Raw genomic sequence first — 26024 nt, 5'->3', positions numbered from 1 at the left:
CTGGGCGAACGCGCCGCTCGACGACCTCCCCAGGCTGCAGAGCGCGGGGCTGTCAGCCGACGGCGGTGGCCGACGGCGGGGCGCTGCCGCCCTGCGGTGCCTCCGGGGTCATCAGCCGGACGATCTCCGCCCGGTCGGCCGCCGAGGGCAGCCCCCATTCCCGCCGGTATCCGTACACCTCGTGCAGTGGGGTGGAGCTGGTGCGGCCGTCCAGGATCTCCACCGCGTCGGTGTCGATCAGGCCGGGGTGCTCGACGCCGCACGCCTCGGCGACCTTCACCAGGTCCCGGCGCAGCGTGCGGAGGTAGTTGGCCGCCCGCACCGACTTCAGCGCCGGGTCCAGGCCCCGGGCCAGCCAGGCGTTCTGGGTCGCGACGCCGGTGGGACAGGTGTCGGTGTGGCACTTCTGCGCCTGGATGCAACCGATCGACAGCATGGCTTCGCGGCCCACGTTGACCATGTCGCAGCCCAGAGCGAAGGCCACGATGGCGTTGTCCGGTAGGCCCAGCTTGCCGGCGCCGACGAACATGACCTGCTCGTGCAGGTCGTGCTCGGCGAAGACCCTGTAGACCCGGGAGAAGCCCTGCTGGAAGGGCAGCGACACCGAGTCGGTGAAGATCAGCGGCGCGGCGCCGGTGCCACCCTCGCCGCCGTCGATCGTCACGAAGTCGACGCCCCGGCCGGTGTCCCGCATGAGGGTCGCCAGATCCTGCCAGAAGCCCAGGTCACCGACCGCCGACTTGATGCCGACCGGCAGGCCGGTCTCGGCGGCCAGCAGCTCCACCCAGTCGAGGAGGCTGTCGCAGTCGGAGAACTCGGCGTGCCGGGACGGGCTCACACAGTCCTGGCCGGCCGGGATGCCCCGGGTGGCGGCGATCTCGGCGGACACCTTCGCCCCCGGCAGCAGGCCGCCGAGGCTGGGCTTGGCGCCCTGGCTCAGCTTGATCTCCAGCGCCTTGACCGGCGCCTCGGCTACCAGGTCCTTCAATCGGTCCAGGCTGAACCGGCCGTGCTCGTCCCGGCAGCCGAAGTACGCCGTACCGAGCTGGAAGACCAGGTCACCGCCCTTGCGGTGGTACGGCGACAGGCCGCCCTCGCCGGTGTTCTGCAGGCAGCCGGCGAGTGCGGCACCCCGATTCAGTGCCGAGATGGCGTTGCCGGAGAGCGAGCCGAAGCTCATCCCGGAGATGTTGACCACCGACTCCGGTCGGAACGCGCGGGCCCGACCCCGGGCCGCGCCGAGCACCTTGGCGGCGGGCAACCGTACGTCGTGACCGGCGGTCGGTGTCGACGGCGGCACCGCCCGGCCGAAGGTGCGATGTTTGATGATCGGGTAGCCGGGGGTGTACTCGATGTCGTTGTCCGTGCCGAAACCGAAGTAGTTGTTCTCCTGCTTCGCCGACGCGTACACCCAGCGGCGCTGGTCCCGGGTGAACGGCCGCTCCTCGTTGTTGCCGGCCACGATGTACTGCCGAAGCTCCGGCCCGATCGCCTCCAGCAGGTAGCGGGCGCGCCCGAGCACCGGGAAGTTGCGCAACAGCGCGTGGTCGCGCTGGATCAGGTCCCGCGCGGCGAGCGCGGCGACGGCGGCGGCGACGGCAGGTACGGCTCGGCGGGCCCATGTCATACCCGCCACTCTTTCCGCCCGCGTCGCCGGCCAAACCGGCCCACCAGCGACGCCCCGCTGGTCAGCCCTGCGACTGGGTGATGTTGACAAGCCACCCGATGCCGTACGGGTCGACGCACATGCCGTACTCGTCGCCCCACATCTGCTTCTCCAGCGGGGTGTTCACCGACCCGCTCGCGGAGAGCTGCTCCCAGTAGCCGCGAATCTCGTCGGCCTTGTCGCCGCTGAGGCTGATCGCGATGTTGGTGCCGGGCACGTGGTTCATCCCGGGCGCGGTGTCCGAGGCCATCAGGGTGAAGCCGTTGGCCGTCTCCAGCAGCCCGTGCATGATCTGGTCCTGCAGGCCGGGCTCGGTGCTGCCGAACTCGCCGAAGGTGGTCAGCTTCAGCTCGCCGCCGAACACGCGGTGGTAGAACTCCATCGCCTCGCGGGCGGTGCCGGGAAAGTTGAGGTACGGGTTGAGTCGTGTCTGCACAGCACACCCCTTCCTGGGCCTGGTCGCCGTCATCGTCGCAGGCCGATCGAGGGTGGACAACGAGGCGCGCCCACGTGTGCGGGTCGGACCTGGCGGCGGCGCGGGTACGCCGCCCACGCCGCCGCCGGAGACGCCAGGGTCAGTGGTGCCGGAACGACTGCCGGACCGACCCTCCGACGATGGTGCACCAGGTGCTCGTGCTGACCTTGCCGTTACGGGGCAGCCCGTGCAGCGCCTGGAGTTCCTTCACCGCTGCCCGGGTGGCGTGGTCGTACGCCCCGGTGACCGCGACGGCGTACCCCTTTCTGGCGAGGATCTCCTGCACGGCGGTGACCGGCAGGCCGGTGGCGTGCTGATCCAGCTCGGGAACCAGGGTCTCCCAGGTCGGTGCGGTGAGCGTGGCGTCCACGTCGACGGCGATGCCGTTGCGGGCCTGCCAGTCCTGTACGGCGGTCACGGTCGCGGTGTCGAACGCGCCGCTGACCGTCACCGGGTAGCCGCGGTAGGCCAACAGGTACTGCACCACCCGCACCGACGGGGAGCTGACGAAGCGCCACAGGTCCGGCCAGCGACGAGCCGGCACGTCGCCCAGGTCGGTGCCGAGGGCGGCGAACACCCGTTGACGCAGCGTGGGGAACTGCCGGTAGAACGCGGCGCCCGGGCAGTCGGTGTCGCGGAAGTCCCAGTGGCCGAAGATGTCGTGCGCGTGCAGTCCGTACTGCCGGCAGACGGCGACGCAGAGCGTGACCAGCGAGTCGGTGAGTGCCGTCGGCGGGGTCTCCGTGACGTAGGTGCCCTCGTTCTCGATGCCGATGGCCCGGCCGTTCTCGCCCGGACAGTGCGCCGAGATCATCTGCCGGTCGCCGGCCTCGAGGCGCTCCAGGCTGCCCCGGCGACCCTCGAGCACGTAGCCGCCCCGGCTCACCGTGAAGTGCTGGCCGGTGTCCGACCAGCCGTTGCCGTCGATGTGCAGGTCCTGGCAGTCGTGGGCCAGCTTGACCGCCTGCTCGCGGGAGTAGTCCGTGACGTTCGGGAACGCCATGTGGTGCACGATGATCTTGTTGGTGGCGATGGCGCTGACCGACAGCGGATCCTTCGGCGGACGGGCGGCCCACCCGTCACAGCTGATGATCCAGTCCAGGTCCGTGCCGGAGGCGGCCTGCGCCGCGCCAGGGAACGCGAGCTCGCTCCCGACCACGGCGACCGTGGCGGCACCGAGACCGGCCCGCAGCAGCGTTCGGCGATCCACTTCGGAATGGTCGACGTGCATGACATCTCCTCCTGCGGCCGACGGCGGGGGATGATGAAAAGTAGCTACAGTGGCCGCATTTGCTTCGGAGGATATTGCCAGCGCTCGCCCGCGCGCCAGACCCTGCCGTCCATCTCCCCGAAACGCCCGTGGTCGGCTGAGCATCACGTGGTCGAAGGGGCAGAGGCACAGTCGATGCGCCAGTCGTTGCTGCGCATCAGGGAGCCGCTGCCGGTTGGGTACTCGAAATCGCAGGGGCCGACGAGCGTGAAGCCGAGGCGGTGGCAGAGCGCGTTGGAGGGGGCGTTCTCGACTGAGGGGAACGCGTGCAGGCTGTGGGGAGCGTCAGGATGGCGAGCAGCCTCGCGGACGATGGTGATCAGGGCCGTACCCGCTGCGGTGGCAACGCCTCGGCCCTGATAGGGCGGTAGGACGTTCCAGCCGGTCTCGTAGATCTGCCGGCCCTGCCACTCACGCTGGTGGTAGGCGATGCTGCCGACCATCTCGTCGTCGAACAGTACGGCGAACATGCGGCCGCGAGCAGTCGTCGGCAGAGCGAGGTATCGACGGTGCCGGGCGAGCAGTTTGTCCTCCGGTTCGGGGCCGCCGACGTGTCGACGCATCTGCGGGGTGTTGATCCGGCGCAGGAGGTCGAGCGCGGACTCCGACCAGGGCTCAAGACGTACGTCCATGCCGCGCAGCCTGGCATGCCCCGGGACCGTCGAGCAGCGGCGGCATGGCCGGGACCGGAACGGGTACCCGGCGCTCCGGGAGGCGAGCGCCTCCGGGGGAGCGGGATGTCATGGGATCCGCCGTCGTCGTTCTGGTCGTCGTGGTCGTGGTCGTGGTGCTGCTGTTGGCACTGAGCGTGCGGATGGTGCAGCAGTACCAGCGCGGCATCGTGTTCCGTTTCGGCCGGGTGCTCGACCGGGTCCGCGGGCCGGGCCTGCAACTGATCGTTCCGGTGGCCGACCGGATGGTGCGGGTCAGCATGCAGACCACCGTGATCGGCGTGCCGGCGCAGGGCGCGATCACCCGGGACAACGTGACACTCACCGTCGACGCGGTGGTCTACTACCGGGTCGTGGATCCGGTGAAGGCGCTGGTCAACGTGCACGACTATCCGTCGGCGGTGCTCCAGGTCGCGCAGACCGCGTTGCGCTCCGTGATCGGCCGGGCCGACCTGGACACCGTGCTGGGCGACCGCGAACGGATCAACGCCGAGCTGAAGTCCGTCATCGACGCGCCCACCGAGAAGCCGTGGGGGCTACTCATCGAACGGGTCGAGGTCAAGGACGTCTCGCTGCCGGAGGGGATGAAGCGCTCGATGTCCCGGCAGGCCGAGGCGGAACGGGAACGCCGGGCCCGGGTCATCGCCGCGGACGGCGAGTTCCAGGCGTCACGCCGCCTCGCCGACGCGTCGCGGGCGATGGAGGCGACACCCGGCGCGTACCAGTTGCGCCTGTTGCAGACCGTGGTGGACGTGGCGGCGGAGAAGAACAGCACGCTGGTCATGCCGTTCCCGGTCGAGCTGCTGCGCTTCTTCGACCTGATGGCTCCGCAGGCGGCCGGGGCGGGTCATCCCACGCCCGCCGCGCCGGATCTCGGGCCCGTGACGGAGGCGGTGGCCGACGCCGCCGAGCAGAGCTCCGAGCATCCGGGGACGCCGCAGCACTGAACGGCCGGCGTTTCCGCACGCAGCGCCGGGGGTAGGTCGGGGCCGACCGTCCCGGCTGCCCCCAACTGAAGGACACCCCGATGAGTGACAACGTCAGCGACGCGGTGGGCGACGCCCTCCGCTCGGTGATGCTCTTCCTGCCCAAGGCCGTCGCCTTCCTGGCGATCCTGGTGGCGGGATGGCTGATCGCCAAGGCCGTACTGAAGATCGTGGAGAAGGTCCTGGAGCGAGTGGGCTTCGACCGCGCCGTCGAACGCGGCGGCGTGCGCCGGGCGCTGAGCCGCTCACGGTACGACGCCAGCGACATCGTCGCGAAGCTCGTCTACTACGGCGTGCTGCTGCTGACCCTCCAGCTCGCCTTCGGCATCTGGGGACCGAACCCGATCTCGGACCTGATCGCCGCGGTGATCGCCTGGCTGCCCCGCGCCTTCGTGGCGATCGTCATCGTCGTGGTCGCCGCCGCCATCGCCAACGCCGTCAAGGACATCATCGGCGGCGCGCTCGGCGGGCTGTCCTACGGTCGGGTGCTGGCCCGCATCGCCTCGGTGTTCATCCTCGGCCTCGGCGTCATCGCCGCGCTGAACCAGATCGGCGTGGCGACCGCTGTCACCACCCCCGTACTGATCGCCGTGCTGGCCACCGTCGGCGGCATCCTCGTCGTCGGCGTCGGCGGCGGTCTCGTCCGTCCGATGCAGAGCCGCTGGGAGTCGTGGCTGACCCGCGCCGAGCAGGAGTCCCAGGTCATCGCCACGCACGCCCGCGCGTACCGGGCCGAGCGTCGGAACGCCGAGACCGCGCCTGCCAAGGCCTCGACCGCCCACACCGACCCGGAGGCGACCCAGGTGGTGACCCGACCGGCCGAGCCGGAGGCAACCCAGGTGGTGACCCGACCTGCCGAGCCGGAGGCGACCCAGGTGGTGACCCGACCGGCCGACCCGGAGGCGACCCAGGTGGTGACCCGACCGGCCGACCCGGAAGCCACGCAGGTGGTGACCCGACCGGTGGACCCGGACGCCACGGAGGTACTGGGTAGCGGCCTCGACGCCGACGCCACCCAGGTGGTGAGCGGTGGCAGCGAGCGGGTGGCACCCCACCAGCGCGCCAGCGACGACAGCGAGACCACCACCGTCATCCCGCCGGTCGACCCGGACCATCGCTGACATCCAGCGGGCGCAACGGGGCGGGATCCGGTCGGATCCCGCCCCGGTTTGGCATTCGCGGGCACGCCGAAAGGGCTGGCCCGGGCCGTGAAGCGGGTCTAGCATCCCCGACATGACCTGGCGACATTGATCTACCGCCGCAGACCGATCCCGTGGGCCACCGCGGGCACCGCACATCCGGTGTCCGTCTCCGTCCCCACGGAAAGGTCTCATGACCCACATCGCCTCGCGGGTGCCCGACCCGGCGGTCCGCCGTCTGACGGCCACCCTCTACGGGTACGCGTTCCTCAGTGACCTCGTCCTGCTCTATCCGGTGTACGCGCTGCTCTTCGCCGACACCGGGCTGTCGGTGGGGCAGATCTCCTCGCTCTTCGTCCTCTGGTCGGCCGCCGGCATCCTGTTCGAGGTGCCCTCCGGCGCCTGGGCCGACGCGGTGTCCCGCCGGCTTCTCCTGGCCCTCGCGCCGTTGGTGACCGCCGCCGGCTATGCCCTCTGGGTGCTCTCTCCGTCGTACCCGGCGTTCGCGGTCGGGTTCGTGCTCTGGGGCGCGGGCGGGTCACTGGTCTCCGGTGCCCTGGAGGCGCTCGTGTGGACCGAGCTGGACCGGCTCGGCGCGGTCGGCAGGTACCCCCGGGTGCTCGGCCGGGCTCGGACGGCGGGTGTGCTGGGTGTGCTGGCGGCCGGGGTGCTCGCCGGCCCGGTGCTGGCGGCCGGCGGTTACCCGGCGGTCGGCCTGGCCAGCGTGCTCGCCTGCCTGCTCGCTGCCGCCGTCGCCACCCGGTTTCCGGAACACCGCCGGCCGTCCGACACCTCGTCCAATCTGGACGACGGGAGTGACCTTGGTTGGTGGGACGCGTTGCGGGCCGGGGTGGCGCAGGTCCGCACGCACCCCCCTGTGCGGGCCGCGGTGCTGCTGGTCGCGGTGGTGGCCGCCGACTGGGGTGCCCTGGACGAGTACACGCCGCTACTGGCCCTGGACACCGGCGTCGGAGTGCGGGTCGTCCCACTGTTGCTCCTGCTGCTCTGGGCCGGGGTCACCGCCGGTGGGCTGCTGGCCCCGGCCGGGGAGCGGATGGGCGGCCGGGGTTACGCCGCGCTGCTCGCTGTGGTCGCCGTCGCGCTGGCCGGGGGTGCCCTCATCGCACATCCGGCCGGGTTTGTGCTGCTCGCGGTGGCGTTCGGGGGCGCGCAACTGGCCACCGTGCTGGCCGACGCGCGACTGCAGGCACGGATCACGGGGAGCAGCCGCGCCACCGTCACCTCGCTGGCGGGGATGGCCACCGACGTGCTGGTCATCGTGACCTACGTCGGCTACGGACTGGTGGCGACAGCAGCCGGCAACGCGGTGGCGTTCGCGGTGGCGGCCGGGCCGTACCTCGTCGTGGCGCTGGTGCTGCTGGCCCACCGCCAGCGGTCGCACTCCCGACCCGGCGCGGGACCCACCACCACCTGACCGGCGGTGGCACCCCCGGCGGCGGTCGGTGTGCCGTCGCCGGGGTGTGCGCTCAGCCCGCCATGTGCAGGAACGACCACTGGTGGCCGTCGATGTCCCGGAAGCCGCGCATGTACATCGGCCCGCTGGTCATGCCCGGCCCGAGCGGCTCCCCGCCGGCCACCACGGCCCGGTCGACCAGTTCGTCGACCCGCTCCCGACTCTGCGTCGACAACCCCAGGATGACCTCCCGGCTGGCCTCCGTGTCCGTGGTCGCGACCCCGGTGTACGCCTCGAAGGTCGAGCGGAGGTGCAGCATCAACCGGGTGCTGTCGGAGATGGCGATCTGCACGATGTCACCGCCCAGATCGGCCTGGTCGCTGGTGAAACCGAGCGCCCGGTAGAACTCGGCGGCGGTGGTCAGGTCACGCACCGGCAGGTTGATGAACGTCATGGTCATCGGTGGTCCCCGTCCGACTCCAGCAGTGCCTTCAATGCGGCGAGCCGCTCCCGCCAGTACGTCTTCAGCTCCGTGGCCTGCTCGGCCTCCGTCAGCTTCTCGTGCGAGAGGTTCACCCGGGCCTTCGACTCGCCGACCGCCTCGAAGCCGACGACGATCCGGGTGGGGCCGCCGGCCCAGTCGGCCCGGAAGCTGCGGGGCGCGGTGGCGGTGCGCAGGCGCACCTGCACGTCGGGCAGCCAACGGGCCCGTGCCGTCTCGTCGGCGAACGCCTCGAACAGCCGCAGCACCGGCACCGCCACCGTCCGGCTGGCGGTGGCCGAGAACCCGGCCCCGCGCGCTTGACCGGGCGCGCGCAGGCCGCGTGCCTGCTCGTACCCGACGGTGATGCTCTGTGCCCACCAGCCCGCCACGTCGTGTTCGACGACCAGGTGGCGGGCGATCTCGGTGTGCGTCCGCCGCGTGGCGTCCACGGCGTCGAGCAGGGCGAACCACTCCGCCCAGCCGCGGCCGGTCCGCGCGCGGATCAGCTCGTCGGCGATCCGCTCGGTCTGCGCCGCGGCGGGCGCCGGCGAGGGCGGCACGTCCGGTTCAGGGAACGGCGACACGTCCGCGGCCGGTGCGGCGGCGGGTGCGGTAGCCCGATTGATCAGGTGCCGGCGGGCGGTCGTGTAGCTCTCGCCGGTCTTCTCCATCCGGGTTCGGACCCGGGTCTTGAACGATCTCTGATTGGTCATCACATGCTCCCGGTCAACGGCACGGTCACCGGGACTCACGCTCCCGTCGACCCCGCCGGAGTGGGGCATGTGGCACCGCGTCCCGAGGGCGCCAGGCCCCCTTTGCCTCCGCGTGGCCGGCGGCGTGAGCGCCGAGAGGGAGGTGTGGCGCAGGACTGCGCCGAGGTCATCCTACGCGACAACCGGCCATCAGGGCTCTACGCCGTCGAGATAGACCCACCGGCCGTTCTCGCGGACGAACCGGCTGCGTTCGGTCAGCGTGCCCGGCCGACCCGCGTCCCGGTAGTGCGCGTGAAACGTCACGGTGCCGGCGTTGTCGAGCAGACCGCCCCGCTCGGTCTCGACGATCTCCAGCCGGGTCCAGCGCTGCCCGGGCTCCAACTCCAGCCGAGCCGGGCGGGTCGAGGAGTGCCAGCTGCGCAGCAGGTAGCCGCTGTCGCCGCGGGCGAAGGCGCTGAACCGGGACCGCATCAGCGCCTCGGCGGTCGGCGCCTGCGCCACGCCGCCGTGCACCTCGGCGCAGCAGTCGGCGTACACCCGGCCGGAGCCGCACGGGCAGGTGAGTCCCGTCGTCGCGTCCGTCCGCCTGCGCCCCGCACCCTTGCCCACGTCACCATCCTGCCGCACCGCCGATCGACCTAGACTCGCGACATGACGCGATCCCCGGCCGTGCAGCTGGCTCCGAACGTCTGGCGCATCCCCACGGTGGGCCGCGCGGCCGTCAACTCGTACGCCCTCGTGGACGGCGACGGCAGCGTCACCCTGGTCGACTGCGGGGTGACCAGGGCGCCCGCCCGGATCGTGCGGGGGCTGGCGGCGATCGGCAAGGTGCCGGCGGACGTCACCCGGATCGTGCTGACCCACGCCCACCCCGATCACGCGGGCGGCGCTGCGGAGATGGCCCGCCGCACCGGCGCCCCGATCGCCGCGCACACCGGCGACGTGCCGTACGCCGAGGCGGGCCGCGCACCTGCCGCCGACCCGGCGGTGACCGGCGGACGCTTCCTCGCCCGGGTCGGCGGTGGTCGGTTCCCCGCGGTCGAGGTGGCGCAGCCACTCGCCGACGGCGACCTGATCGACGTCGGCGGTGGCCTGCGGGTGGTGCACACCCCCGGGCACTCGCCCGGGCACGTGTCCCTGCTGCACGAGCCGACCCGACTGCTGATCACCGGGGACGCGCTGTTCAACGTGCTCGGGGTCCGCTGGCCGCTGAAGTGGCTGTGCAGCGACTTCCGGATGACCCAGCAGACCGCGCACGTGCTCGGTGAGCTGGAGTACGACATCGCCGCCTTCACGCACGGCCCGGAGTTGACCGACCGTCCCCGCGACCGGATCCGCGGTTTCCTGTCCCAGCCCCGCTGACGGGTTTCAGAGCCAGCCGGAGCGGCGGAACAGGCGGTGCAGGGCGAGGGCGGCCGCCGCCATCAGGGTGAGTGCGCCGGCGTAGCCGTAACGCCAGGTCAGCTCCGGCATGTGCGAGAAGTTCATGCCGTAGATGCCGGCGATGGCGGTCTGGGTGGCCGCGATGGCCGCCCACGCGGCGATCTTGCGCATGTCGTTGTTCTGCTCGACGGCGAGCTGCGCCAGCCGGGACTGCACGATCGAGGTGAGCAGGTCGTCGTAGGCGGCCACCCGGTCGACCGCCCGACTCAGCCGCCCGTCCACGTCGACGAACCAGCGGTGCAGGGCGCGCGGTGGCCCGTCGGTGCCCGGGTCGAGCAGCGTACGCATCGGCGTCTGCAAGGGCAGCACCGCCCGCTTGAACTCCACCACCTCCCGCTTGAGCTGGTAGATGTGCTGGATGTTGGCGGATCGCTCGCGGGCGAACACCGACTCCTCGACCCGTTCCAGGTCCCGCTCCACGTGCCCGGCCACCTCCAGGTAGGAGTCGACCATCCGGGCGCACACCGCGTAGGCCACCGCCCACGGTCCGGCGGCCAGCAGCGCTGGGCGATTCTCGATGTCGGCGCGGACGCTGCGCAACGCACCGGCGGCACCGTGCCGCACGGTGATGGCGAAGCGGTCACCGAGCAGCACCATCACGTCCCCGGTGTCGATCACCTCGGAGGTGTCGGTCAGCTCGGCGTGCTCCACGTACCCGGCGGTGCGTAGCACCAGCAGGGTGACCGTTCCGTGTCGTTGCACCGTGGGCCGGTGCCCGTCGGCGAGCGCCTGCTCGACGGTCAGTTCGTCGAGGCCGAAGGTCCGTCCCACCGCGGCGAGCACCGCCGGGCCGGGTTCGTGCAGACCCAGCCAGACGAAGGCGTCGCGGCCGTGCCGGGCGCGCGCGTACGCGTCGGCGTAGTGCGGGCGGCCGGGCTCGCGCCGGCCGTTGACGTAGACGGCGCAGTCGACCACGGCGTCCGGGTTGGACCTGCGGGGCGCGGGGAGGCCGCCCTCGACGCGGCCGAGAAGTCGACGGGCCAGGGCGCGTACGCCACGGCTGGCCCGGTCGCGTACCGCTCTCTGATCCATCGCGTGCCTCCCCGCCGCCAGCGCACCGCCGCGATCGCGGTGCCCGGGGGCGATGGTGCCACCGCATTCTGCCGAGCGAAGTCCGGCTCCCGACACCCGGGTCGGTGGTGTCAGGCCGCGGGTGGTGTCAGGCCGTGCGGGTGGTGTCAGGCCGTGCGGGTGGTCTCAGGCCGTGCGGGTGGCGAACACGACGACGTTGTCCACGTAGTTGCCGCTCGCGGCGTCGAACCGCCCACCGCAGGTGATCAGGCGCAGCCCGGCGGCATCCGCCGGGCCGTAGACGAGTCCGCTGGGAAAACGCTCCTTGGGGTACGCGCGAACGTCGTCGACGGTGAACGTCGTGACCCGGGTGTCGGCGCGGGTGATCTGGATCTCCTGGCCGGCGCGCAGTCGACCGAGGTCGAAGAAGACCGCCGGGCCGGCCGGGGAGTCGACGTGTCCAACCAGGACGGCGTTGCCGATCTCGCCGGGGCTGACCCCGTGCCGGTACCAGCCGGCGACGGTGGGCCGATCCAGTGGCGGCACCTCCAGCACCCCGGCGGCGTCCGCGCCGACTCCGACGACCTCGGCGCGTACGCCGATGGCCGGGATCCGGATCCGGACCGGCGCGGCGCGTGGCAGGGGGGACAGGTCCGGTGCGGGGTGGGTGCGCGTCGGCGCGAGCGTCGGCGGCCGAGGTGGACGTGCCGGGTCGGCGGTGAGGCCGACGGTGATGAGCCCCAGCCCGGTCACCCCGAGCAGGGCGACCACGACCGGTAGGGTCCGCCGCCACCACACGTGCGCACCTCCGTACGGGCTCGTCGGGGTGCCCGCGCCGGTGTTCGTCGGCGCGGGCACCCGTCCTCAGGGATGGAGCGGGTCGCCAGGTCAGGCGACGGCGGACACCGGACGGCGTCGGCGGATCAGGACGACCGCCCCGGCGACGGCGGTGCCGAGCAGGGTGCCTCCGGCGGCGAGAGTGCCGTTGTCGCGGCTGTCGCCGCCGGAGCCGGCGGGGGCGCCGCCGATCGGGGTGACGGTGAACGTGGCGCTGCCGGCCGAGCTGCCGTCGCCGCAGGTGGCGGCCACCGTATACGTGCCCAGGGTGAACCCGGCGGTGAAGAGTTCGGCGCTCAGCCCGCCGCCGGCGGCGGCCGTGGTGGAGCGGACGTTCTGGTCGCGGTTGGGGCCGGTGACGCGGAAGAGGGCGTCACCCGACTTCGGGTTGCAGGTCGTCGCGGTGAGCACGACGGTCCCACCGACCGGGGTGGTGGCCGGTGACACCGTGGTGTCGGCCAGTGCGGCGCCCGGCAGCAGGAGCGTGCCGAGGCCCACGCCGAGCGCCGCCGAACAGAGTGCTGTTGAGACCTTCATACGCGTCTTCCCTCACATTTCGTCCGCTGACTGCGTGGGACGTCGTTCGGGTGGCCAACTCCGACTAGCACCGGTGTGCCCAACACTAGGTGTGTTGGGTCCTCGATCAGGTGAAAATGAGAAATCCTCGTTGCCGTCACGTGTCCACCCGAAGGCGGGGGGAGCTGCGCAAATGCCCGGACGAGCCGACCGGCACGGGGTGACCCGATCGATGTTCCTCCGCCGTCGACAGCGCGGCTGGGCGGATGGCGAGGTATCGACGGTACCGGCGGGAATGACCCGCGCGACCCGGCCGAGGACCCGGATAAACCGGGGGCGGGTCTGGGGCGGGCGCTGGTAGGTTCGCTGGCCGTGACGCGAGACGCCGGGACACCGATGGGACCACAGTTCGCCCGGCTGTGGGCGGCCAGCACCCTCTCCGCCCTGGGCAGCGGCCTGGCCACCGTCGCCGCGCCGCTCTTCGTCGCCTCGCGTACCGACGATCCGCTCGTCGTGGCCGCGGCGTCCGCGGTGGCCTGGCTGCCCTGGTTGCTCTTCGCCCTGCCGGGCGGCGTGCTGGTCGACCGGATGGACCGGCGCCGCCTGATGATCCTCATCGACCTGGTGCGCGTGGTGGCGCTGGCCGTGCTGGCCACGGCGATCATGACCGGGACGGCCGGGGTGGCGCTGCTGTACGCGGTGCTGTTCGTCGTCAACACCGGTGAGATCGTGTTCCGCGCCGCCAGCCAGGCCATGCTTCCGACCGTGGTGCCCCGACAACGCCTGGAACGGGCGAACGGCTGGCTCGGCGGCGGCACCACCCTCATGAACGGCATGCTCGCCGGGCCGTTGGGTGGTTTCCTGTTCGCCCTCTCGGCGGGTAGCCCGTTCCTCGTCAACGCCGTCACGTACGCCCTCAGCGCGGTGCTGGTGGCACTCGTCGGAGGCGGCTTCCGGGCCACCGCGACCGATGCGAACGCAGACCGGACCCGCTCGATGCGCAGGGAGATCGGCGAAGGGCTGCGCTGGCTGGCCCACCAGCGGTTGCTCCGGACGATGGCCGTGCTGATCGGTCTGCTCAACGTGACCCTGACCGCCGCGCTCGCGGTCCTGGTGCTGCTCGCCGACGAGCGACTGGGGCTCGGCTCGGTGGGCTACGGGCTGCTGTTCACCTGCATGGCCACCGGCGGGGTGCTCGGCGCGCTCCTCGGCGACCGGCTGATCGCCTGGATCGGCGCCACCTGGACGATCCGGATCGGCCTGCTGATCGAGGCGGGGCTGCACCTGGCGCTGGCCGGCTCCCGCAGCACGATCGTGGTGGGCGCCGCGCTCTTCGCCTTCGGTGTGCACAGCGCCCTGTGGAACATCGTGGCGAACTCGCTGCGCCAACGGCTCACGCCGCCGGCGTTGCAGGGCCGGGTGGCCAGCACCACCCTCTTCGTCGCGGCGGGCGGCAACTGCGTGGGCGCCCTGCTCGGCGGGCTGCTCGCCACCCGGTTCGGCATCACCGCGCCGTACTGGGTCGGACTGGTGGTGGCGATCGGTGTCTCCGCCGCCACCTGGCGGGTCTTCGACCGAACGGCGGTGGCCCGCGCCTACGCCGATCCGCCGCCCGCCGAGCAGCAATCCGCCCCGGTGGCCTGAGCGCCACGCCGTACCGGTGGCGGCGCGCGACCCGGGCGGGTGGTGTGGCAGCGTGGTGCGGTGACCGAATCCGCGCCGCTGGACGTCGACCTCGCGCTGCTCGGTGGCGGCGGCGCCGCATCGCTGCTGCTCGCCGCCCTGGACCGGCACGGCGTCCGCGACCTGCGGATCGCGGTCGTCGATCCGGTACGCCGCCGTGGCCAGGATCGCACCTGGGCGTTCTGGGGCCACCCGGACAGCGACCTGGACCCGCTGCTCAGCGCGAGCTGGCAGCAGGTCGAGGTGGCCACGCCGACGCGGCGTCGGGTGCTGGATCTGGCCCCGCTGCGGTACGCCATGCTCCGCTCCGGCCCGGTCTACGACCGGGCCGCCGAGGCGGAGCGTCGGCTCGGCGCCACCCGGATCGTCGCGCCCGCCGAATCGGTGACCGACGACGGCACGCGGGTGGTGGTGCGCACCGGTGCAGGCCCGGTCGTGCGCGCCGACTGGGTGCTGGACTCCCGCCCCCGCCCACCGGCCCGCCCCGGGCGGACCACCTGGTTGCAGCACTTCCGCGGCTGGTGGCTCGAAGCCGACCAACCCGTCTTCGACCCGGCGCGGGCCGTGCTGATGGACTTCCGCACCCCGCAACCTGCCCGGGGCGTCTCCTTCGGGTACGTGCTGCCGGTGAGTGACCGCTACGCCCTTGTCGAGTACACCGAGTTCTCGCCGGGCCTGCTCACCGACGCCGGGTACGACACGGCACTGGCCGGCTACCGTGACCTGCTCGGGCTGGATCCGACCGGGCTGCGGATCCGCGAGGTGGAGAACGGGGTGATCCCGATGACCGACGCGCCGTTCCCGGCCCGGCCCTCCGCCCGGGTGGTCCGCCTCGGCACGGCCGGCGGCGCGACGCGCCCGTCGACCGGGTTCACCTTCTCCGCCATGTACCGCCAGGCCGACCAGGTGGCCCGCGCGCTCGCCGCCGGCCGGCCGCCGGTGCCGCTGCCCGCGTACCCGCGTCGGCACCGCTGGATGGACGCGGTCGCGCTGCGCGCGCTCGACCGGGGTGGGGTCGGCGGCCGCGAGTTCTTCGATCGGCTCTTCGACCGCAACCCGGCTGAGCGGGTGCTGCGCTTCCTCGACGGCGTCACCAGCCCGGCCGAGGAGGTCGCGGTGATGAACTCGACCAGGCTGCTGCCGATGATCGCCGCAACCGCCGGCGACGCGGCACACCGGGTCCGGGCGCGGTTGGGTCCGACCCGCCCCGCGCCGACCATTCCGGCGGCGGTGGTCGGCCCCACGCCCCCCGGTGCCGCGCCGGACGGCGGCACCCTGCCCGGTTGAGCCGGTGTTTCGCAGCCGGCGCGGTGGCCCCCGAGCGCGGGCCACGGCGTCGACGCCCGGTAGGTTGCCGGGCATGGTGGACGCGGCAGCCGGCAGGGGCGTGCAGATCTGGACCGACGGGGCGTGCAGCGGCAACCCCGGGCCGGGCGGCTGGGGCGCCCTGCTGCGCTACGGCGACCACGAGCGGGAGCTGTGCGGCGGCGAGGCCACTCCGACCACCAACAACCGGATGGAGCTGATGGCGGCCATCCAGGCGCTGGAGAGTCTGAACCGGCCGGTCGTCGTGGAGCTGCACACCGACAGCACCTACGTGCGCAACGGCATCACCAGCTGGCTGGCGTCCTGGAAGCGCAACGGTTGGCTGACCGCCGCGAAGCAGCCGGTGAAGAACGCCGACCTGTGGCATCGACTGGAGACGGCCTGCGAGCGGCACGAGGTCACCTGGCTGTGGGTCAAGGGGCACAACGGCCACCCGGAGAACGAGCGGGCCGACGGGCTGGCCAACAGGGGCATGACCGAGGCGCGGGCGGCCGCGCTGGCCAGCCGCTGAACCTGCGCTGGCCGGCCGGTGAAACCGCGCTGGGTCCGTGTCAGCGGGTCGCGTCCGGATGTCCGGGCAGGTTCGATCCGCCGCCACTGCTGCCGGAGCTTCCGCCGGCGACGCCCGAGTTGTCGTCCTCGGTCACGATGTCCGGTGGCACGTCGGTGTCGTCCGGCGCCGGGACCGGAGTGTCCGCCTCGACCTGCACCAACCGGGCCTGGCCGGCCTCGTCCTCGCTGTGCTGCGGGTCGCCCGGCAGCTCACCGTCGCGTTTTCGGAAGCCCACGCCGTGCCCCCCGTCGGTGCCGTCTCTTCTCGGCAGTGGCTACCCGGCGTCGTCCCGGACGAAACCTCGCCCGGCCGTGGCGACCGTCGCGGCGCTCGGCCACCACCGGGAGGGTCGTTCAGCGACGCCGGCCCCGACGGGCAGGGGAGGGGAGGCCCGGTCGCCGGCGGACCGGGGTGAGCGACAGCGCCGTCCAGTGCGTCGGGCGGGTGAGCGTCGCCGGCAGCCCGGTGCGCGCGTCACCACGGGCGGCGTCCAGCTGCGCCTGGTGCAGGAAGAGAGTGGCGCTGACGTCCGCGCCGCGCAGGTCGGCGCCGCGCAGATCCGCGCCGGTGACGTCGGCCAGCCCCAGGTCGACCCCGCGCAGGTCGGCGCCGATCAGCACCGCCCCGCGCAGGTTTGCCCGGCGCAGGTCCACCCCGCGCAGGTCGGCCCCGAGCAGGTGGGCGCCGCGGCGGTCCGAGCCGACGCCGCCGCCTCGGGAGCGGGCCACGTCCCCGGCCCGTGACAGCAGCGGGTTGACCCGGTCGCGGTGCGCCGACACGTCCACGGTGCGCAGCCACGCCGGGTCGCCGCCGGTCAGCGCCGCCGTGTCGGCGCGGGCACGCTCCAGCGCGACACGCAGCTCGGCGGGTGGGTCCAGGGCCAACGCCTCGGTGACGTACCAGAGCAACTCGTGCAGTGGACGCAGGACGACGAACGCCGCGGCCATCGCGGGGAGCGTGTCCGGTGCGTCCCGCCAGTCCCGTCCGCCGAAGGTCACCTGGGCGACCTGCTGGCCGGCGCCGAAACAGTCGAAGACCGTGCAGCCGGGGAACCCCCGCTCCCGCAGCTGGGTGTGGATGCCGCAGCGGTGGTCCGGGCCCAGGTTCGTGCAGGCCTGCCCGGCCGGCTTGTCGACGGCGAAGTCCGCCGACGCGGCGAAGGCGGGCACCACGCAGCACAGCCCGAAGCAGCGCCCGCAGTCGGCGCGCAGCTGCGCCGGCCCGAGCGGTGCTGCGGGGCTGAGCGACACGGGACTGCCCTCCAGGCGGTCGGCACGGCACAGCGCCGTGAGCACCATTGTCCCGCGCGACGACCCGACCGGACGGCTCGGGGGGTCACCCCGCGTGCGGGTCGCCGGCCGCCGCAGGGCGGGGTGCGGGGGTACGGGAGTGGCCCGGCGGCTGCGGCACCAGTCGACGCAACGCCCGTTCCCCGTCGCCCCGCCCGTACTTCTGGTCGAAGTGCCGGATCACGCCGGCGGGCGGCGTGCGGTCCCCGTCGGCCGGTTCGGCGAGCGCGAACACCGCCGTCGCCGCCGCAACCGCCCGGGGCGGCAGGCCGGCTCGCACGCTCAGCGGCCGGGCCAGCCGGAACGCACGGCAGTCGATGTAGTGGTGCCCGTCGACCGTCACGTAGGGCACCTGCACCTCGACCACGTCGGAGTCGTCGTGCAGCAGCGTGACCGTGACCGACCAGTACCGGTCCAGGTTCAGGGTGGCCTGACCGTGCTCCCACAGCTCCTCGAACCGGGCGTGCACGAACCCACCCCACGGGCTGTCCATGTCCACCTCGAGCTGGGGCACGTTGAACGACAACTTCCCGATCGGGAAGAACGAGATCAACGCCCGCCCATCCCACTGATAGAGCTGGATCGACGGGGAGGCGTCGTAGAGCTGGACCTGGAAACGGTGCCGCAGGCGCGGGTCGAGGGCTTCCTGAAAGGCGGTCAGGTGGCGCAGGTTGGTGCGGATCTGCCGCGGCACATCCACCCGCTGACGTTCCAACTCCTCGGAACGCTGCTGCGCGGCGGCGCAGTCCGGATCGAGCAGGAGCACCTGCACCTGGGCGCCGTTGGCCAGCGCCGCCCGTACGGCCGCCAGGGTCTCGTCGCGGTGCCGCTGCTCCAGCAGGATCGTCCAGGTGTCCAGGATCCGCACCCGGCGGCCGGCGCGGTGCAGACGCGCCACGAACGCCTGTTGGTCGAAGCTCAGGTGCTCCTGCACCCGCGCCTTGCGGGCCTCCTCGAACAGCGGGTCGAAGATGACGTACGAGATGGCCGCGAGCACCACGCTGGCGCCGAGGTTGAGCAGGAGGTCGCTGAGGAAGCCGGTGCTGCGCCAGGCGGCCAGCAGCATCACGACGGCGACCGCGAGCAGCGTTCCACCGACGACGAAGGCGCGTCGCTGCCGGCCGCCCCGACCAGCCCACTCGGGCATCCGGTCCCCTCTCCGTCGTCGGCCAGGCCCCCGTCACCGCCCGCTGACACCGGAATGCGGAGGATACGTGCCCGCTTTGCTGCCCCGCTGTCCCGTTCCCGACCAGCGGGGTTCGGCGATCGGACCGCGTTCGACGCTCGTAGTGTGACGGTAACGGGGTCGCGCGACTGCGGAGGGTCAGGCGGGATGGACGACGGCGAACGCGAGCAGGCGCTGCTCACCGCCCTGACGACCGAGCACTACGCGTTGCAGACCGCCCGGGCCGGTACGATCGCCGAGGCCACCGGCCGGGCGACGATCTTCCTGTCCGTGCTCTCGGCCGCCCTGATCGGGCTCGGCTTCGTGGCCAGCAACGACAAACTCGTCCGGCCCTACCTGGGTGCGGTGCTGCCGACCCTGGTGGTCATCGGGGCGCTGACCTTCCTGCGCCTGGTCGAGACGACCGTGGAGAACTCGATCGACCTGTGGCGGATCCAACGCATCCGCGCCTTCTACCACCACCGGTTCGCCGCCGAGCACGACTTCTTCGCCGACGCGGTGATCGCCGAGGGCAGCATGCGTACGGCCTGGACCCAGGCCGGAAGCCGGCCCGGGCGCTGGGAGTTCCTGCTGACCACCGCCGCGCTGGTGGGCGCGGTCAACGCGCTGCTGGTCGGTCTCGGCGCCGCCCTGCTGGCCCGCTCGGCCGGGGCGGGGCACGGGCTGGCCGTTCCGGGCGGCGTGGTGCTCGCGCTCGTCGTGTTCGGCGTGCAGTTCGTCTACATCGTCCGGGAGTCGTCATCCGGGCGCCCGAGCTGACGGTGCCCAGATCGACCGCCACGGGTGCGCGGCGGGGGCACCGGCGGCGCGCTCGCGGGCATACCGTCGCCGGATGCGGATCACCCGATTCACCCACTCCTGTGTGCGCATCGAGCACGACGGCGGGGTGCTCGTCGTCGACCCGGGCACGTGGAGCGAGCCGCGCGCCCTGGTCGGCGCGGACGCCGTACTGGTCACCCACGAGCACGCCGACCACGTCGACGTGCTGCGACTGGCCGGTCTCGGCACCCCGGTGTACGCCCCCGAGGGCGCTCGGCTGCCCGACCTCGCGCCGCTGCCGGTGACCCGGGTCCACGCCGGTCAGCGCTTCACCGCAGCCGGCATTCCGGTCACCGCGTACGGCGGTCGGCACGCAGCCATCCACGAGGGCCAGCCCGACTGCGCGAACCTCGGTTACCTGATCGGGAACGGCATCTACCACCCGGGCGACGCCCTGCACGTGCCGGACGAGCCGGTGCACACGCTGCTGGTGCCGGCGCAGGGGTCCTGGCTACGCCTCGACGAGGCCATCCGGTTCGCCCGCGGGGTGGGCGCCGCCCGGTCGTATCCGATCCACGACGGGCAGCTCAACGAGCGGGGCCTGGACAGCGTCGCCGGTTGGTTCACCGAGACGATCCCCGGCTACCGCCACCTCGTGCCGGGCGACACGGTCTGACCGGGCCGGCCGTGGCACGCCTTCATCGTCCGGCGAGGGCGAGCGTCACGCCGAGCGCGACGAACGTGCCGGCGACGGATCGGCGCAGCCAGTCGGTGACCCGCGGCCGGGACAGCACCCACCCGCGCACCCGGGCCGCGAAGATGCCGTAGCCGCTGAACACCACGAAGGTGAGCACCATGAACACCGCGCCGCAGGCGAGCATCGACCGGGTCGCGCCCGGCGCGGTGGTGTCCACGAACTGTGGCAGGAACGCGACGAAGAACAGCATCGGCTTCGGGTTGAGCAGGTTCACCAGGATGCCGTCGATGATCACCCGGGCCGCGGGTCGGGGTGCGGCGGTGGTGCTGGCCGCGAAGCCGCTGCGGTCCCGCGCGGTCGACCAACCCAGATAGAGCAGGTACCCGACGCCGAGGTACGTGACCACGTCGAAGAGCACCGCGCTCGCCTGCAACAGCGCGGCGAGACCGGTCAGCGCCGTCAGCAGGTGCGGCACCGTTCCCAGCGTGCAGGCGAACGCGGCCAGGACGCCGGCTCGGGCGCCCCGGGACAGGCCGGCGGAGAGGGTGAAGATGACCCCGGTGCCCGGGGTGATCACCACGATCAGTGTGGTGAGCAGGAACGGAATCGTCACGGACGTCCTCCATGTGGCGTGGCGGGGCTGACGTGATCTCCACTCTGCTGGCACGATGGTCCGATGAGCAGGGCCAAAACAGCGGCAACCGATAGGTCCATAGCGGCCGGGTCGGACTTTCTGCACCTGACCATCGCCGACGCCCCGCCCGGCGGGCGCGCCGACTGGCTGGCCGCCCGGCTGCGACAGGCCATCGCCGACGGTCGGGTGCCGGTCGGCGACCGCCTGCCCGCCACCCGGTTGCTCGCCGCCGATCTCGGTGTCTCCCGGGGCGTGGTCACCGAGGCGTACCAGCGGCTGACCGAGGAGGGGCACGTCACCGGCAGGGGCCGGGCCGGGACGGTGGTCGTCGCCGCCCCGCCCGCACCGGCCACCCCGGCACCCGCCCCGACCGCCGCGTTGGCGCCGGCCGCGCTCTTTCCGCCGGCCCCGGGCAGCGACATCTTCGACGCGGTACGCGCAGCGAGCGCGGACATCGACCTGACACCCGGCGTACCGGATCTGACCGCCTTTCCCCGCGCGGACTGGCTGCGCGCCGAACGGACCGTGCTGCGTCACCTCGCCGCGTCCGACTTCGGCTACGGCGATCCGTGCGGAACGCCCGCGCTACGACGGGCCGTCGCCGCGTGGCTGGCCCGCAGCCGTGGCATCGCGGTCGACCCCGGCGAGGTGATCATCGTGACCGGGGTGTCCCAGGCGCTCGGGCTGCTCGCCCAGGCACTCGGCGCGGCCGGCATCCACCGGATCGCCGTGGAGGACCCGGGCTCGCTCGGCGTGCGGCAGCACCTGAACAACTGGCGGGTGGACACCCCGCCGATCACCGTGGACGACGCCGGGCTGCGGGTCGACGAGTTGACCGCCAGCGGGGTGCGCGCGGTGATGCTCACCCCCGCGCACCAGTTCCCGACCGGCGTGGTGCTCGACGGTGACCGCCGCCGCCAGCTCGTCGACTGGGCGCGGGCCGGGGGTCTGATCATCGAGGACGACTACGACGCCGAGCACCGCTACGACCGGCCCCCGGTGCCGGCGCTGCGCGGGCTGCTGCCGGAGCAGGTCTGCTACGCCGGCAGCGTCTCGAAACTGCTCGCCCCGGCGCTGCGGATCGGATGGCTGCTCGTGCCCGCCCGACACCGCGAGGCGGTGGTTGCCGCCAAGCGCAACGCCGACCTGGGCAACGCGGTGCTGCCCCAGCTGGTGCTGGCCGAGCTGATGACCTCCGGCGCGTTGGAGCGGCAGCTGCGGCTGCTGCGTCGCCGGCACATCCAGCGCCGGGACGCGATGATCAGCGCGCTCACCCGGCACCTGCCGGACGCCACGGTGCACGGCGCGGCGGCCGGGCTGCACCTGATGATCACGCTGGACGGCGAGCTGATCGACGGGGAGCTGGCGGCGGCGGCACTGGCCCGCGGGGTGAAGGTGCAACCGCTGTCCTGGCACTGCCAGCGGCCGTACCGCCCCGGCCTGGTGCTCGGCTACGCCGCGCGGACGGCAACCGAGATCGACGAGGGCGTCGCGACGATCGCCAGCTGTCTGTCGGCGCGTTGAACTGCTGAAAACCGAAAGACGATCCTGTTACGGGTCGAGGGGCTCGATGACCGCTTTGCGGGCGTGCTGGTAGATCACGGAGCTGCGGAACCCGGCGATCTCGCGGCGCCCGCTGAACTTGTCCATGAGGAACGCGTGCAGGCTGTCCACGTTGGGCACCGCGACGTGGACGAGAAAGTCGTCGCCGCCGGCCACGACGAACACCGACAGCACCTCGGGCAAGGCCATCGCGTACGCCTTGAAGCCCTCGATCACGGTGCGGCTGAGCGGCCGGACCTGCACGTGCAGTAATGCCTGCACACCGCGGTTGAGCGCGGCGAGGCTGATCTCGGCGTGGTAGCCGGTGATCACGCCGCGATCCCGCAGCGCGCGGACGCGTTCCAGGCAGGTCGACGGCGCGATACCGACCGCTCGGGCCAGCTCGCGGTTGGTCTGCCGGGCATGTGTCTGCAGGTGCCCGATGATCGCCGAATCAAGTTCATCCACGATCGGAATCATGGCATCTCTCTCGAACGTCGTTCGGTAGGGGCCGGTCGACGCCCTCCGTCTGACTACTGTCGAGCCGATCAAATGACCAGATGACAGGAGCCGCCATGTTCCCAGCCGCCACCGACAGCGCCAGCGAGTCGATCCACGAACGTGTCGTCATGCAACAGGGCATTCGGTCCGGGCTGCCGATCATCGTCGCGGTGCACTCCACCGCGCTGGGCCAGGCCATCGGCGGCTGCCGGCTGGCCCACTACCCGGACTGGCGCGACGGCCTCACCGACGCGCTGCGGCTGTCCGCTGCGATGTCCGACAAGTGCGCGCTGGCCGGGCTGCCCAACGGCGGCGGCAAGACCGTCGTCCCGCTGCCGCCCGGCCGCCGTCTCGACGCTGCCGCCCGCCAGCGTCTGCTGCACGACGTGGGCGACGTGATCGCCGCGTTGAACGGCACCTACGCCACCGGGCCCGACGTGGGCACCGGCCCGGACGACATGACCACGATCGCCGAGCGCACCCCGCACGCGTTCTGCCGACCGGTCCCGGCCGGCGGCAGCGGTGACTCGTCGCAGCACACCGCCGTGGGCGTCCTGGCTGCCCTGCGTTCGGTGTGTTCGGAGCGGTTCGGCTCGGCCGACCTGTCCCGGCGCAGCTTCGCCGTCCTCGGGCTGGGCCGCGTCGGCGGTCACGTGGTCCGCATGCTCGCCGACACCGGCGCCAAGCTGGTGGTCAGCGACATCGACGAGGACAGGCGGGCGCTCGCCGACCAGTACGGTGCCACCTGGACCAGCCCGCCGGACTGCCTGACCGCCGACGTGGACGTCCTGATCCCCGCTGCCCTGGGCGGCGTGCTCACCCCGCAGTCGGTGCCGACCCTGCGCTGCGCCGCGATCGCCGGGCCAGCCAACAACCAACTCGGCACCCCCGGCACCGCCGACCTGCTGCACGAGCGGGGCATCCTCTGGGCACCCGACATCGTCGTCAGTGCCGGTGGCATCATCCACGCCACCGCCGTCGAACTGCACCACGAGACATCGACACAAGCCACCACCCGGGTACGCGGCATCGCCGAGACCCTCACCGGCATCCTGCGCGCCGCCAGCGCCGCGACCGCCACCCCGGCCGCCGCGGCCCGGCACCTGGCCGGGCAACGGATCCGGCACGGCACCGACGTGAGGTTGGCCGAGGGGTCCTGGTCAGGCCACGAACAGGCGGACCAGGACCAGCACGGCCAGCAGCGCCGGCCCGCGTGAGCCCTGGCGCAGCAGGTCCACCGGGATCATCCCGAACGGGGTGTTGACCGTCGCCCCGCCGTAGTCGATCGGCGGTCGGGTGGCCGCCCGCCAGGCGGCGGCCACCACTCCGAGCGCCAGCGCCGGCCCCAACCAGGGCGGCCCACCGTCGACCGTCGGCAGCGTCAGCAGCCACCACAGCCCCGCGCCGACCGCCGGCACGACGACGTGGATCCCGCGCAGCGCGGCGTCACTGCCACCGAGAGCACGACGCAACCCGGGTGACCGGCTGACCGACCGCAGGCCGCCGGTGAGCCGGTCGGCGGCCAGGTAGCCGAACACCACCTGCGCGGCACCGGCCAACCCGGGCAGGGCGAGCGCGGCGGCGTACTGGACGAGGATCAGAGCCGTCCAGATCAGCAGGGCGCTGGGATGGCGGCGGAGCCGGCGCACGTCGGCCTGGAGGAAGGCCCACCAGCCGGGGCCGGGCAGGAACCGGCGGCTGCGCACCCGACCGATCTGACGCCAGCGCCGGCTCTCCACCAGGCTGGCGAGCAGGCTCGGGTCGAGCAGGATGGTGGCCGTGGCGGCGGCGTTGGCGAACTGCGCGCCGGTGGTCAGCGTGGCCCGGTCCACGCGGGGCAGCGCGCGTACCGCCAGGACGGTGGCGACGACCGCGAGGGGCACCCCCACGGCGGCCAGCGCGGCGGCCGGCGACGCCGTCGGCCGGGACAGCCCGTCGCCCAGGCGCCCGACGAGCACCACCAGGGCCGTGACGGCCGCGGCCGCCAGCACCGGCACCACCCCGGCCAGGGTCGGCCAGCGCCGGCCGGGCCGGCTGCCCTGGGCGACGACGCTGGACGCCAACCCGGTCGCACCCCACCCCGCGCCGGCCGCCGCCGCCCAGCCCAGGTCAGCCAGGTCGGCGACGCCGCCGAGCGCCGCCACGGCCACCCCGATCAGCGCGGTGCCGGCCGTCGCGCCGGTCACCAGGAGGACGAGGCGCGGCGCCAGCCAGGCCCGCCGGTCGACCGGAGCGCTGGTCACCCAGCTCTGCGTTGCCGGAGTCACCAGCAACGGGCCGAGCGCGCGCAGGCCGCGCCAGGCGAGGCCCGCTCCGGCCAGCAGCGCGGCGACCGCCAGCCACCACCGCACCCCCGGATCGGCGCGGCCGACGGTGGGCGAATTCAGCATGTCGCGGCTGGCGCTGATCGCGAACCAGCCGTACATGCCCACGAAGAGCACCATGACGTACGCGTCGCCCAGCACGTCGCCGAGGGAGTGGTCGTGGTGCCGCCGACGGGCCTGGCGCAGGTGCGAGCGCAGCTGACGGGCCGTGGGCACCCCGATCGGCGTGTCGGCGACCGTGGCCGGCGGGGCCGTCACCGGCCGATCTCGATCCGCTCGTCGACCACCGCGTCGATCAGCTCGGGGTCGTGCGAGGCCAGCAGTACGGCGGTGCCCGCCTCCCGCTCCCGGCGTAGCCGGTCGGCCAGCCACTGCCGGCCGCGTACGTCCAGCCGCTGCTCCGGCTCGTCGAGGATCAGCACCCGACGCGGCCGCACGAAACAGGACGCCAGGGCCAGTCGGCGACGTTGCCCACTGGACAGCGTCACCGGCAGTTGGTCGCGGGCTGGTTCCAGGCCCAGCTCGGCGACGACCTCGTCGACCGGGTCGGCGTCGCCTCCGTGGGCGTACGCGACCAGTTCCAGGTGCTCGACCACGGACAGGTCGGGAAAGAAGTCGATGTCGTCCAGGGCGGCCGCCACCAGTGCCCGTACCTCGGGATCGGTCTCGTCGGCCCGGCGACCGAGCACCAGCACCTCGCCCGCGTCCGGCCGGTCGGCGCCGACCACGCAGCGCAGCAGCGTGGTCTTGCCACTGCCGTTGGGGCCCAGCACCACCGCGATCCGCCCCGCCCGGAGCGTGAAGCTCACATCGTCGAGCACGACCAGGTCACCGAAGTTGCGGCTGAGTCCCCGCACCGAGAGCGCGTCCACGATCACACACTCTCCCAGACCCGTTCAAGCGGC

27 protein-coding genes and 1 pseudogene are annotated in these 26024 nt (G+C 72.9%); 11 read left to right on the top strand and 17 right to left on the bottom strand.

What is annotated here, in order from left to right; all coding sequences use genetic code 11:
* Positions 1-52: 52 nt before the first annotated feature.
* The 4 genes from ACLJN9_RS17935 to ACLJN9_RS17920 form a co-directional block, all read right to left on the bottom strand.
* The gene (locus ACLJN9_RS17935; protein WP_410812549.1) at positions 53-1627 is read right to left on the bottom strand and encodes an FMN-binding glutamate synthase family protein; all 1575 of its coding nucleotides are present in this window, start codon (positions 1625-1627) and stop codon (positions 53-55) included.
* Positions 1628-1688: 61 nt separating this feature from the next.
* Positions 1689-2102 (bottom strand): VOC family protein, encoded by a 414-nt coding sequence (locus ACLJN9_RS17930; protein ID WP_410812547.1) that lies wholly within the window; start codon positions 2100-2102, stop codon positions 1689-1691.
* Between the two features lie 139 nt (positions 2103-2241).
* Positions 2242-3351 carry a peptidoglycan-binding protein gene (locus ACLJN9_RS17925; RefSeq protein WP_410812545.1) on the bottom strand — a complete coding sequence of 370 codons (1110 nt, stop codon included), beginning with the start codon at positions 3349-3351 and terminating at the stop codon, positions 2242-2244.
* 164 nt (positions 3352-3515) lie between these two features.
* Positions 3516-4043: a GNAT family N-acetyltransferase gene (locus tag ACLJN9_RS17920; protein ID WP_410812544.1), complete on the bottom strand. Its 528-nt coding sequence runs from the start codon at positions 4041-4043 to the stop codon at positions 3516-3518.
* A 110-nt stretch (positions 4044-4153) separates the two neighbouring features.
* Here ACLJN9_RS17920 and ACLJN9_RS17915 point away from each other — a divergent pair, with 110 nt between their 5' ends.
* The 3 genes and pseudogenes from ACLJN9_RS17915 to ACLJN9_RS17905 all read left to right on the top strand — a co-directional run bounded on the left by ACLJN9_RS17915 (position 4154) and on the right by ACLJN9_RS17905 (position 7642).
* Positions 4154-5029, top strand: coding sequence for an SPFH domain-containing protein (locus ACLJN9_RS17915; RefSeq protein ID WP_410812543.1), 876 nt, complete (start codon positions 4154-4156; stop codon positions 5027-5029).
* A gap of 80 nt (positions 5030-5109) precedes the next feature.
* Positions 5110-5755: pseudogene (locus ACLJN9_RS17910) on the top strand (mechanosensitive ion channel family protein); the annotation flags it as partial.
* A gap of 645 nt (positions 5756-6400) precedes the next feature.
* Positions 6401-7642, top strand: a complete 1242-nt coding sequence (locus ACLJN9_RS17905) for an MFS transporter (protein WP_410812542.1) — start codon at positions 6401-6403, stop codon at positions 7640-7642.
* Positions 7643-7694: 52 nt separating this feature from the next.
* Here ACLJN9_RS17905 and ACLJN9_RS17900 read toward each other — a convergent pair whose 3' ends face one another.
* The 3 genes from ACLJN9_RS17900 to ACLJN9_RS17890 form a co-directional block, all read right to left on the bottom strand.
* Complete coding sequence (locus tag ACLJN9_RS17900; RefSeq protein ID WP_410812541.1) at positions 7695-8081, bottom strand: VOC family protein; 387 nt, start codon at positions 8079-8081, stop codon at positions 7695-7697.
* Positions 8078-8818: a hypothetical protein gene (locus ACLJN9_RS17895; RefSeq protein WP_410812540.1), complete on the bottom strand. Its 741-nt coding sequence runs from the start codon at positions 8816-8818 to the stop codon at positions 8078-8080. The genes ACLJN9_RS17900 and ACLJN9_RS17895 overlap by 4 nt, the downstream gene beginning before the upstream one ends.
* Before the next feature lie 189 nt (positions 8819-9007).
* Positions 9008-9427: a YchJ family protein gene (locus tag ACLJN9_RS17890; RefSeq protein ID WP_410812539.1), complete on the bottom strand. Its 420-nt coding sequence runs from the start codon at positions 9425-9427 to the stop codon at positions 9008-9010.
* Between the two features lie 42 nt (positions 9428-9469).
* Between ACLJN9_RS17890 and ACLJN9_RS17885 the strand changes: the two genes are divergently transcribed.
* On the top strand, positions 9470-10180 hold the full coding sequence (locus ACLJN9_RS17885; RefSeq protein ID WP_410812538.1) for an MBL fold metallo-hydrolase: 711 nt from the start codon (positions 9470-9472) through the stop codon (positions 10178-10180).
* Between the two features lie 6 nt (positions 10181-10186).
* On the opposite strand, the gene ACLJN9_RS17880 is transcribed toward ACLJN9_RS17885, so the two are convergent.
* The 3 genes from ACLJN9_RS17880 to ACLJN9_RS17870 all read right to left on the bottom strand — a co-directional run bounded on the left by ACLJN9_RS17880 (position 10187) and on the right by ACLJN9_RS17870 (position 12646).
* Positions 10187-11293 (bottom strand): magnesium and cobalt transport protein CorA, encoded by a 1107-nt coding sequence (locus ACLJN9_RS17880; RefSeq protein ID WP_410812537.1) that lies wholly within the window; start codon positions 11291-11293, stop codon positions 10187-10189.
* Between the two features lie 165 nt (positions 11294-11458).
* Positions 11459-12070, bottom strand: coding sequence for a class F sortase (locus ACLJN9_RS17875; protein WP_410812897.1), 612 nt, complete (start codon positions 12068-12070; stop codon positions 11459-11461).
* Positions 12071-12160: 90 nt separating this feature from the next.
* Positions 12161-12646, bottom strand: a complete 486-nt coding sequence (locus tag ACLJN9_RS17870) for a hypothetical protein (protein ID WP_410812536.1) — start codon at positions 12644-12646, stop codon at positions 12161-12163.
* A 351-nt stretch (positions 12647-12997) separates the two neighbouring features.
* Here ACLJN9_RS17870 and ACLJN9_RS17865 point away from each other — a divergent pair, with 351 nt between their 5' ends.
* The 3 genes from ACLJN9_RS17865 to rnhA all read left to right on the top strand — a co-directional run bounded on the left by ACLJN9_RS17865 (position 12998) and on the right by rnhA (position 16145).
* Positions 12998-14269, top strand: coding sequence for an MFS transporter (locus tag ACLJN9_RS17865; protein ID WP_410812535.1), 1272 nt, complete (start codon positions 12998-13000; stop codon positions 14267-14269).
* Between the two features lie 42 nt (positions 14270-14311).
* Positions 14312-15595 carry a lycopene cyclase family protein gene (locus tag ACLJN9_RS17860; protein WP_410812534.1) on the top strand — a complete coding sequence of 428 codons (1284 nt, stop codon included), beginning with the start codon at positions 14312-14314 and terminating at the stop codon, positions 15593-15595.
* Between the two features lie 73 nt (positions 15596-15668).
* Positions 15669-16145, top strand: a complete 477-nt coding sequence (gene rnhA / locus ACLJN9_RS17855; RefSeq protein WP_410812533.1) for a ribonuclease HI — start codon at positions 15669-15671, stop codon at positions 16143-16145.
* Between the two features lie 40 nt (positions 16146-16185).
* On the opposite strand, the gene ACLJN9_RS17850 is transcribed toward rnhA, so the two are convergent.
* The 3 genes from ACLJN9_RS17850 to ACLJN9_RS17840 all read right to left on the bottom strand — a co-directional run bounded on the left by ACLJN9_RS17850 (position 16186) and on the right by ACLJN9_RS17840 (position 18623).
* Positions 16186-16422, bottom strand: a complete 237-nt coding sequence (locus ACLJN9_RS17850; RefSeq protein ID WP_410812532.1) for a preprotein translocase YidC — start codon at positions 16420-16422, stop codon at positions 16186-16188.
* Between the two features lie 118 nt (positions 16423-16540).
* Positions 16541-17437, bottom strand: coding sequence for a pentapeptide repeat-containing protein (locus ACLJN9_RS17845; RefSeq protein ID WP_410812531.1), 897 nt, complete (start codon positions 17435-17437; stop codon positions 16541-16543).
* 85 nt (positions 17438-17522) lie between these two features.
* Positions 17523-18623 carry a DUF5919 domain-containing protein gene (locus ACLJN9_RS17840; RefSeq protein WP_410812530.1) on the bottom strand — a complete coding sequence of 367 codons (1101 nt, stop codon included), beginning with the start codon at positions 18621-18623 and terminating at the stop codon, positions 17523-17525.
* 186 nt (positions 18624-18809) lie between these two features.
* Here ACLJN9_RS17840 and ACLJN9_RS17835 point away from each other — a divergent pair, with 186 nt between their 5' ends.
* Together ACLJN9_RS17835 and ACLJN9_RS17830 are read left to right on the top strand one after the other, a co-directional pair.
* The gene (locus tag ACLJN9_RS17835; protein ID WP_410812529.1) at positions 18810-19421 is read left to right on the top strand and encodes a hypothetical protein; all 612 of its coding nucleotides are present in this window, start codon (positions 18810-18812) and stop codon (positions 19419-19421) included.
* Positions 19422-19494: 73 nt separating this feature from the next.
* On the top strand, positions 19495-20097 hold the full coding sequence (locus ACLJN9_RS17830; protein ID WP_410812528.1) for an MBL fold metallo-hydrolase: 603 nt from the start codon (positions 19495-19497) through the stop codon (positions 20095-20097).
* Between the two features lie 22 nt (positions 20098-20119).
* Here ACLJN9_RS17830 and ACLJN9_RS17825 read toward each other — a convergent pair whose 3' ends face one another.
* On the bottom strand, positions 20120-20731 hold the full coding sequence (locus ACLJN9_RS17825) for a LysE family translocator (protein WP_410812527.1): 612 nt from the start codon (positions 20729-20731) through the stop codon (positions 20120-20122).
* Between the two features lie 63 nt (positions 20732-20794).
* On the opposite strand from ACLJN9_RS17825, the gene ACLJN9_RS17820 reads away from it, so the two are divergent.
* Positions 20795-22276, top strand: a complete 1482-nt coding sequence (locus ACLJN9_RS17820) for a PLP-dependent aminotransferase family protein (protein ID WP_410812526.1) — start codon at positions 20795-20797, stop codon at positions 22274-22276.
* Positions 22277-22303: 27 nt separating this feature from the next.
* Here the strand turns inward: ACLJN9_RS17820 and ACLJN9_RS17815 are convergent, their stop codons facing one another.
* The gene (locus ACLJN9_RS17815) at positions 22304-22762 is read right to left on the bottom strand and encodes an Lrp/AsnC family transcriptional regulator (RefSeq protein WP_410812525.1); all 459 of its coding nucleotides are present in this window, start codon (positions 22760-22762) and stop codon (positions 22304-22306) included.
* Positions 22763-22869: 107 nt separating this feature from the next.
* Here ACLJN9_RS17815 and ACLJN9_RS17810 point away from each other — a divergent pair, with 107 nt between their 5' ends.
* A complete protein-coding gene (locus ACLJN9_RS17810; RefSeq protein ID WP_410812524.1) occupies positions 22870-24012 on the top strand; it encodes a Glu/Leu/Phe/Val dehydrogenase dimerization domain-containing protein in 1143 nt (380 codons plus the stop codon).
* Here the strand turns inward: ACLJN9_RS17810 and ACLJN9_RS17805 are convergent.
* On the bottom strand, positions 23956-25377 hold the full coding sequence (locus tag ACLJN9_RS17805) for a DUF6297 family protein (protein ID WP_410812523.1): 1422 nt from the start codon (positions 25375-25377) through the stop codon (positions 23956-23958). The two genes, ACLJN9_RS17810 and ACLJN9_RS17805, sit on opposite strands and share 57 nt — an antisense overlap.
* Positions 25374-25997 (bottom strand): ATP-binding cassette domain-containing protein, encoded by a 624-nt coding sequence (locus ACLJN9_RS17800; RefSeq protein ID WP_410812522.1) that lies wholly within the window; start codon positions 25995-25997, stop codon positions 25374-25376. The genes ACLJN9_RS17805 and ACLJN9_RS17800 overlap by 4 nt, the downstream gene beginning before the upstream one ends.
* Positions 25998-26024: the final 27 nt, after the last annotated feature.

This window comes from Micromonospora sp. 067-2 (assembly GCF_046549295.1).
Classification (GTDB): domain Bacteria; phylum Actinomycetota; class Actinomycetes; order Mycobacteriales; family Micromonosporaceae; genus Micromonospora.
Note: the sequence above shows the minus strand (reverse complement) of the source record. Positions and strands in the feature narration are given on the sequence as shown.

Excerpts from the sequence above, each read along its gene's own strand:
- ACLJN9_RS17835 (WP_410812529.1), top strand. The coding sequence starts at position 18,810 with ATGGACGACGGCGAACGCGAGCAGGCGCTGCTCACCGCCCTGACGACC.
- rnhA (WP_410812533.1), top strand. The coding sequence starts at position 15,669 with ATGGTGGACGCGGCAGCCGGCAGGGGCGTGCAGATCTGGACCGACGGG.
- ACLJN9_RS17920 (WP_410812544.1), bottom strand. The coding sequence starts at position 4,043 with ATGGACGTACGTCTTGAGCCCTGGTCGGAGTCCGCGCTCGACCTCCTG.
- ACLJN9_RS17830 (WP_410812528.1), top strand. The coding sequence starts at position 19,495 with ATGCGGATCACCCGATTCACCCACTCCTGTGTGCGCATCGAGCACGAC.
- ACLJN9_RS17915 (WP_410812543.1), top strand. The coding sequence starts at position 4,154 with ATGGGATCCGCCGTCGTCGTTCTGGTCGTCGTGGTCGTGGTCGTGGTG.
- ACLJN9_RS17885 (WP_410812538.1), top strand. The coding sequence starts at position 9,470 with ATGACGCGATCCCCGGCCGTGCAGCTGGCTCCGAACGTCTGGCGCATC.
- ACLJN9_RS17900 (WP_410812541.1), bottom strand. The coding sequence starts at position 8,081 with ATGACCATGACGTTCATCAACCTGCCGGTGCGTGACCTGACCACCGCC.
- ACLJN9_RS17905 (WP_410812542.1), top strand. The coding sequence starts at position 6,401 with ATGACCCACATCGCCTCGCGGGTGCCCGACCCGGCGGTCCGCCGTCTG.
- ACLJN9_RS17820 (WP_410812526.1), top strand. The coding sequence starts at position 20,795 with ATGAGCAGGGCCAAAACAGCGGCAACCGATAGGTCCATAGCGGCCGGG.
- ACLJN9_RS17840 (WP_410812530.1), bottom strand. The coding sequence starts at position 18,623 with ATGCCCGAGTGGGCTGGTCGGGGCGGCCGGCAGCGACGCGCCTTCGTC.
- ACLJN9_RS17895 (WP_410812540.1), bottom strand. The coding sequence starts at position 8,818 with ATGACCAATCAGAGATCGTTCAAGACCCGGGTCCGAACCCGGATGGAG.
- ACLJN9_RS17870 (WP_410812536.1), bottom strand. The coding sequence starts at position 12,646 with ATGAAGGTCTCAACAGCACTCTGTTCGGCGGCGCTCGGCGTGGGCCTC.
- ACLJN9_RS17810 (WP_410812524.1), top strand. The coding sequence starts at position 22,870 with ATGTTCCCAGCCGCCACCGACAGCGCCAGCGAGTCGATCCACGAACGT.
- ACLJN9_RS17880 (WP_410812537.1), bottom strand. The coding sequence starts at position 11,293 with ATGGATCAGAGAGCGGTACGCGACCGGGCCAGCCGTGGCGTACGCGCC.
- ACLJN9_RS17935 (WP_410812549.1), bottom strand. The coding sequence starts at position 1,627 with ATGACATGGGCCCGCCGAGCCGTACCTGCCGTCGCCGCCGCCGTCGCC.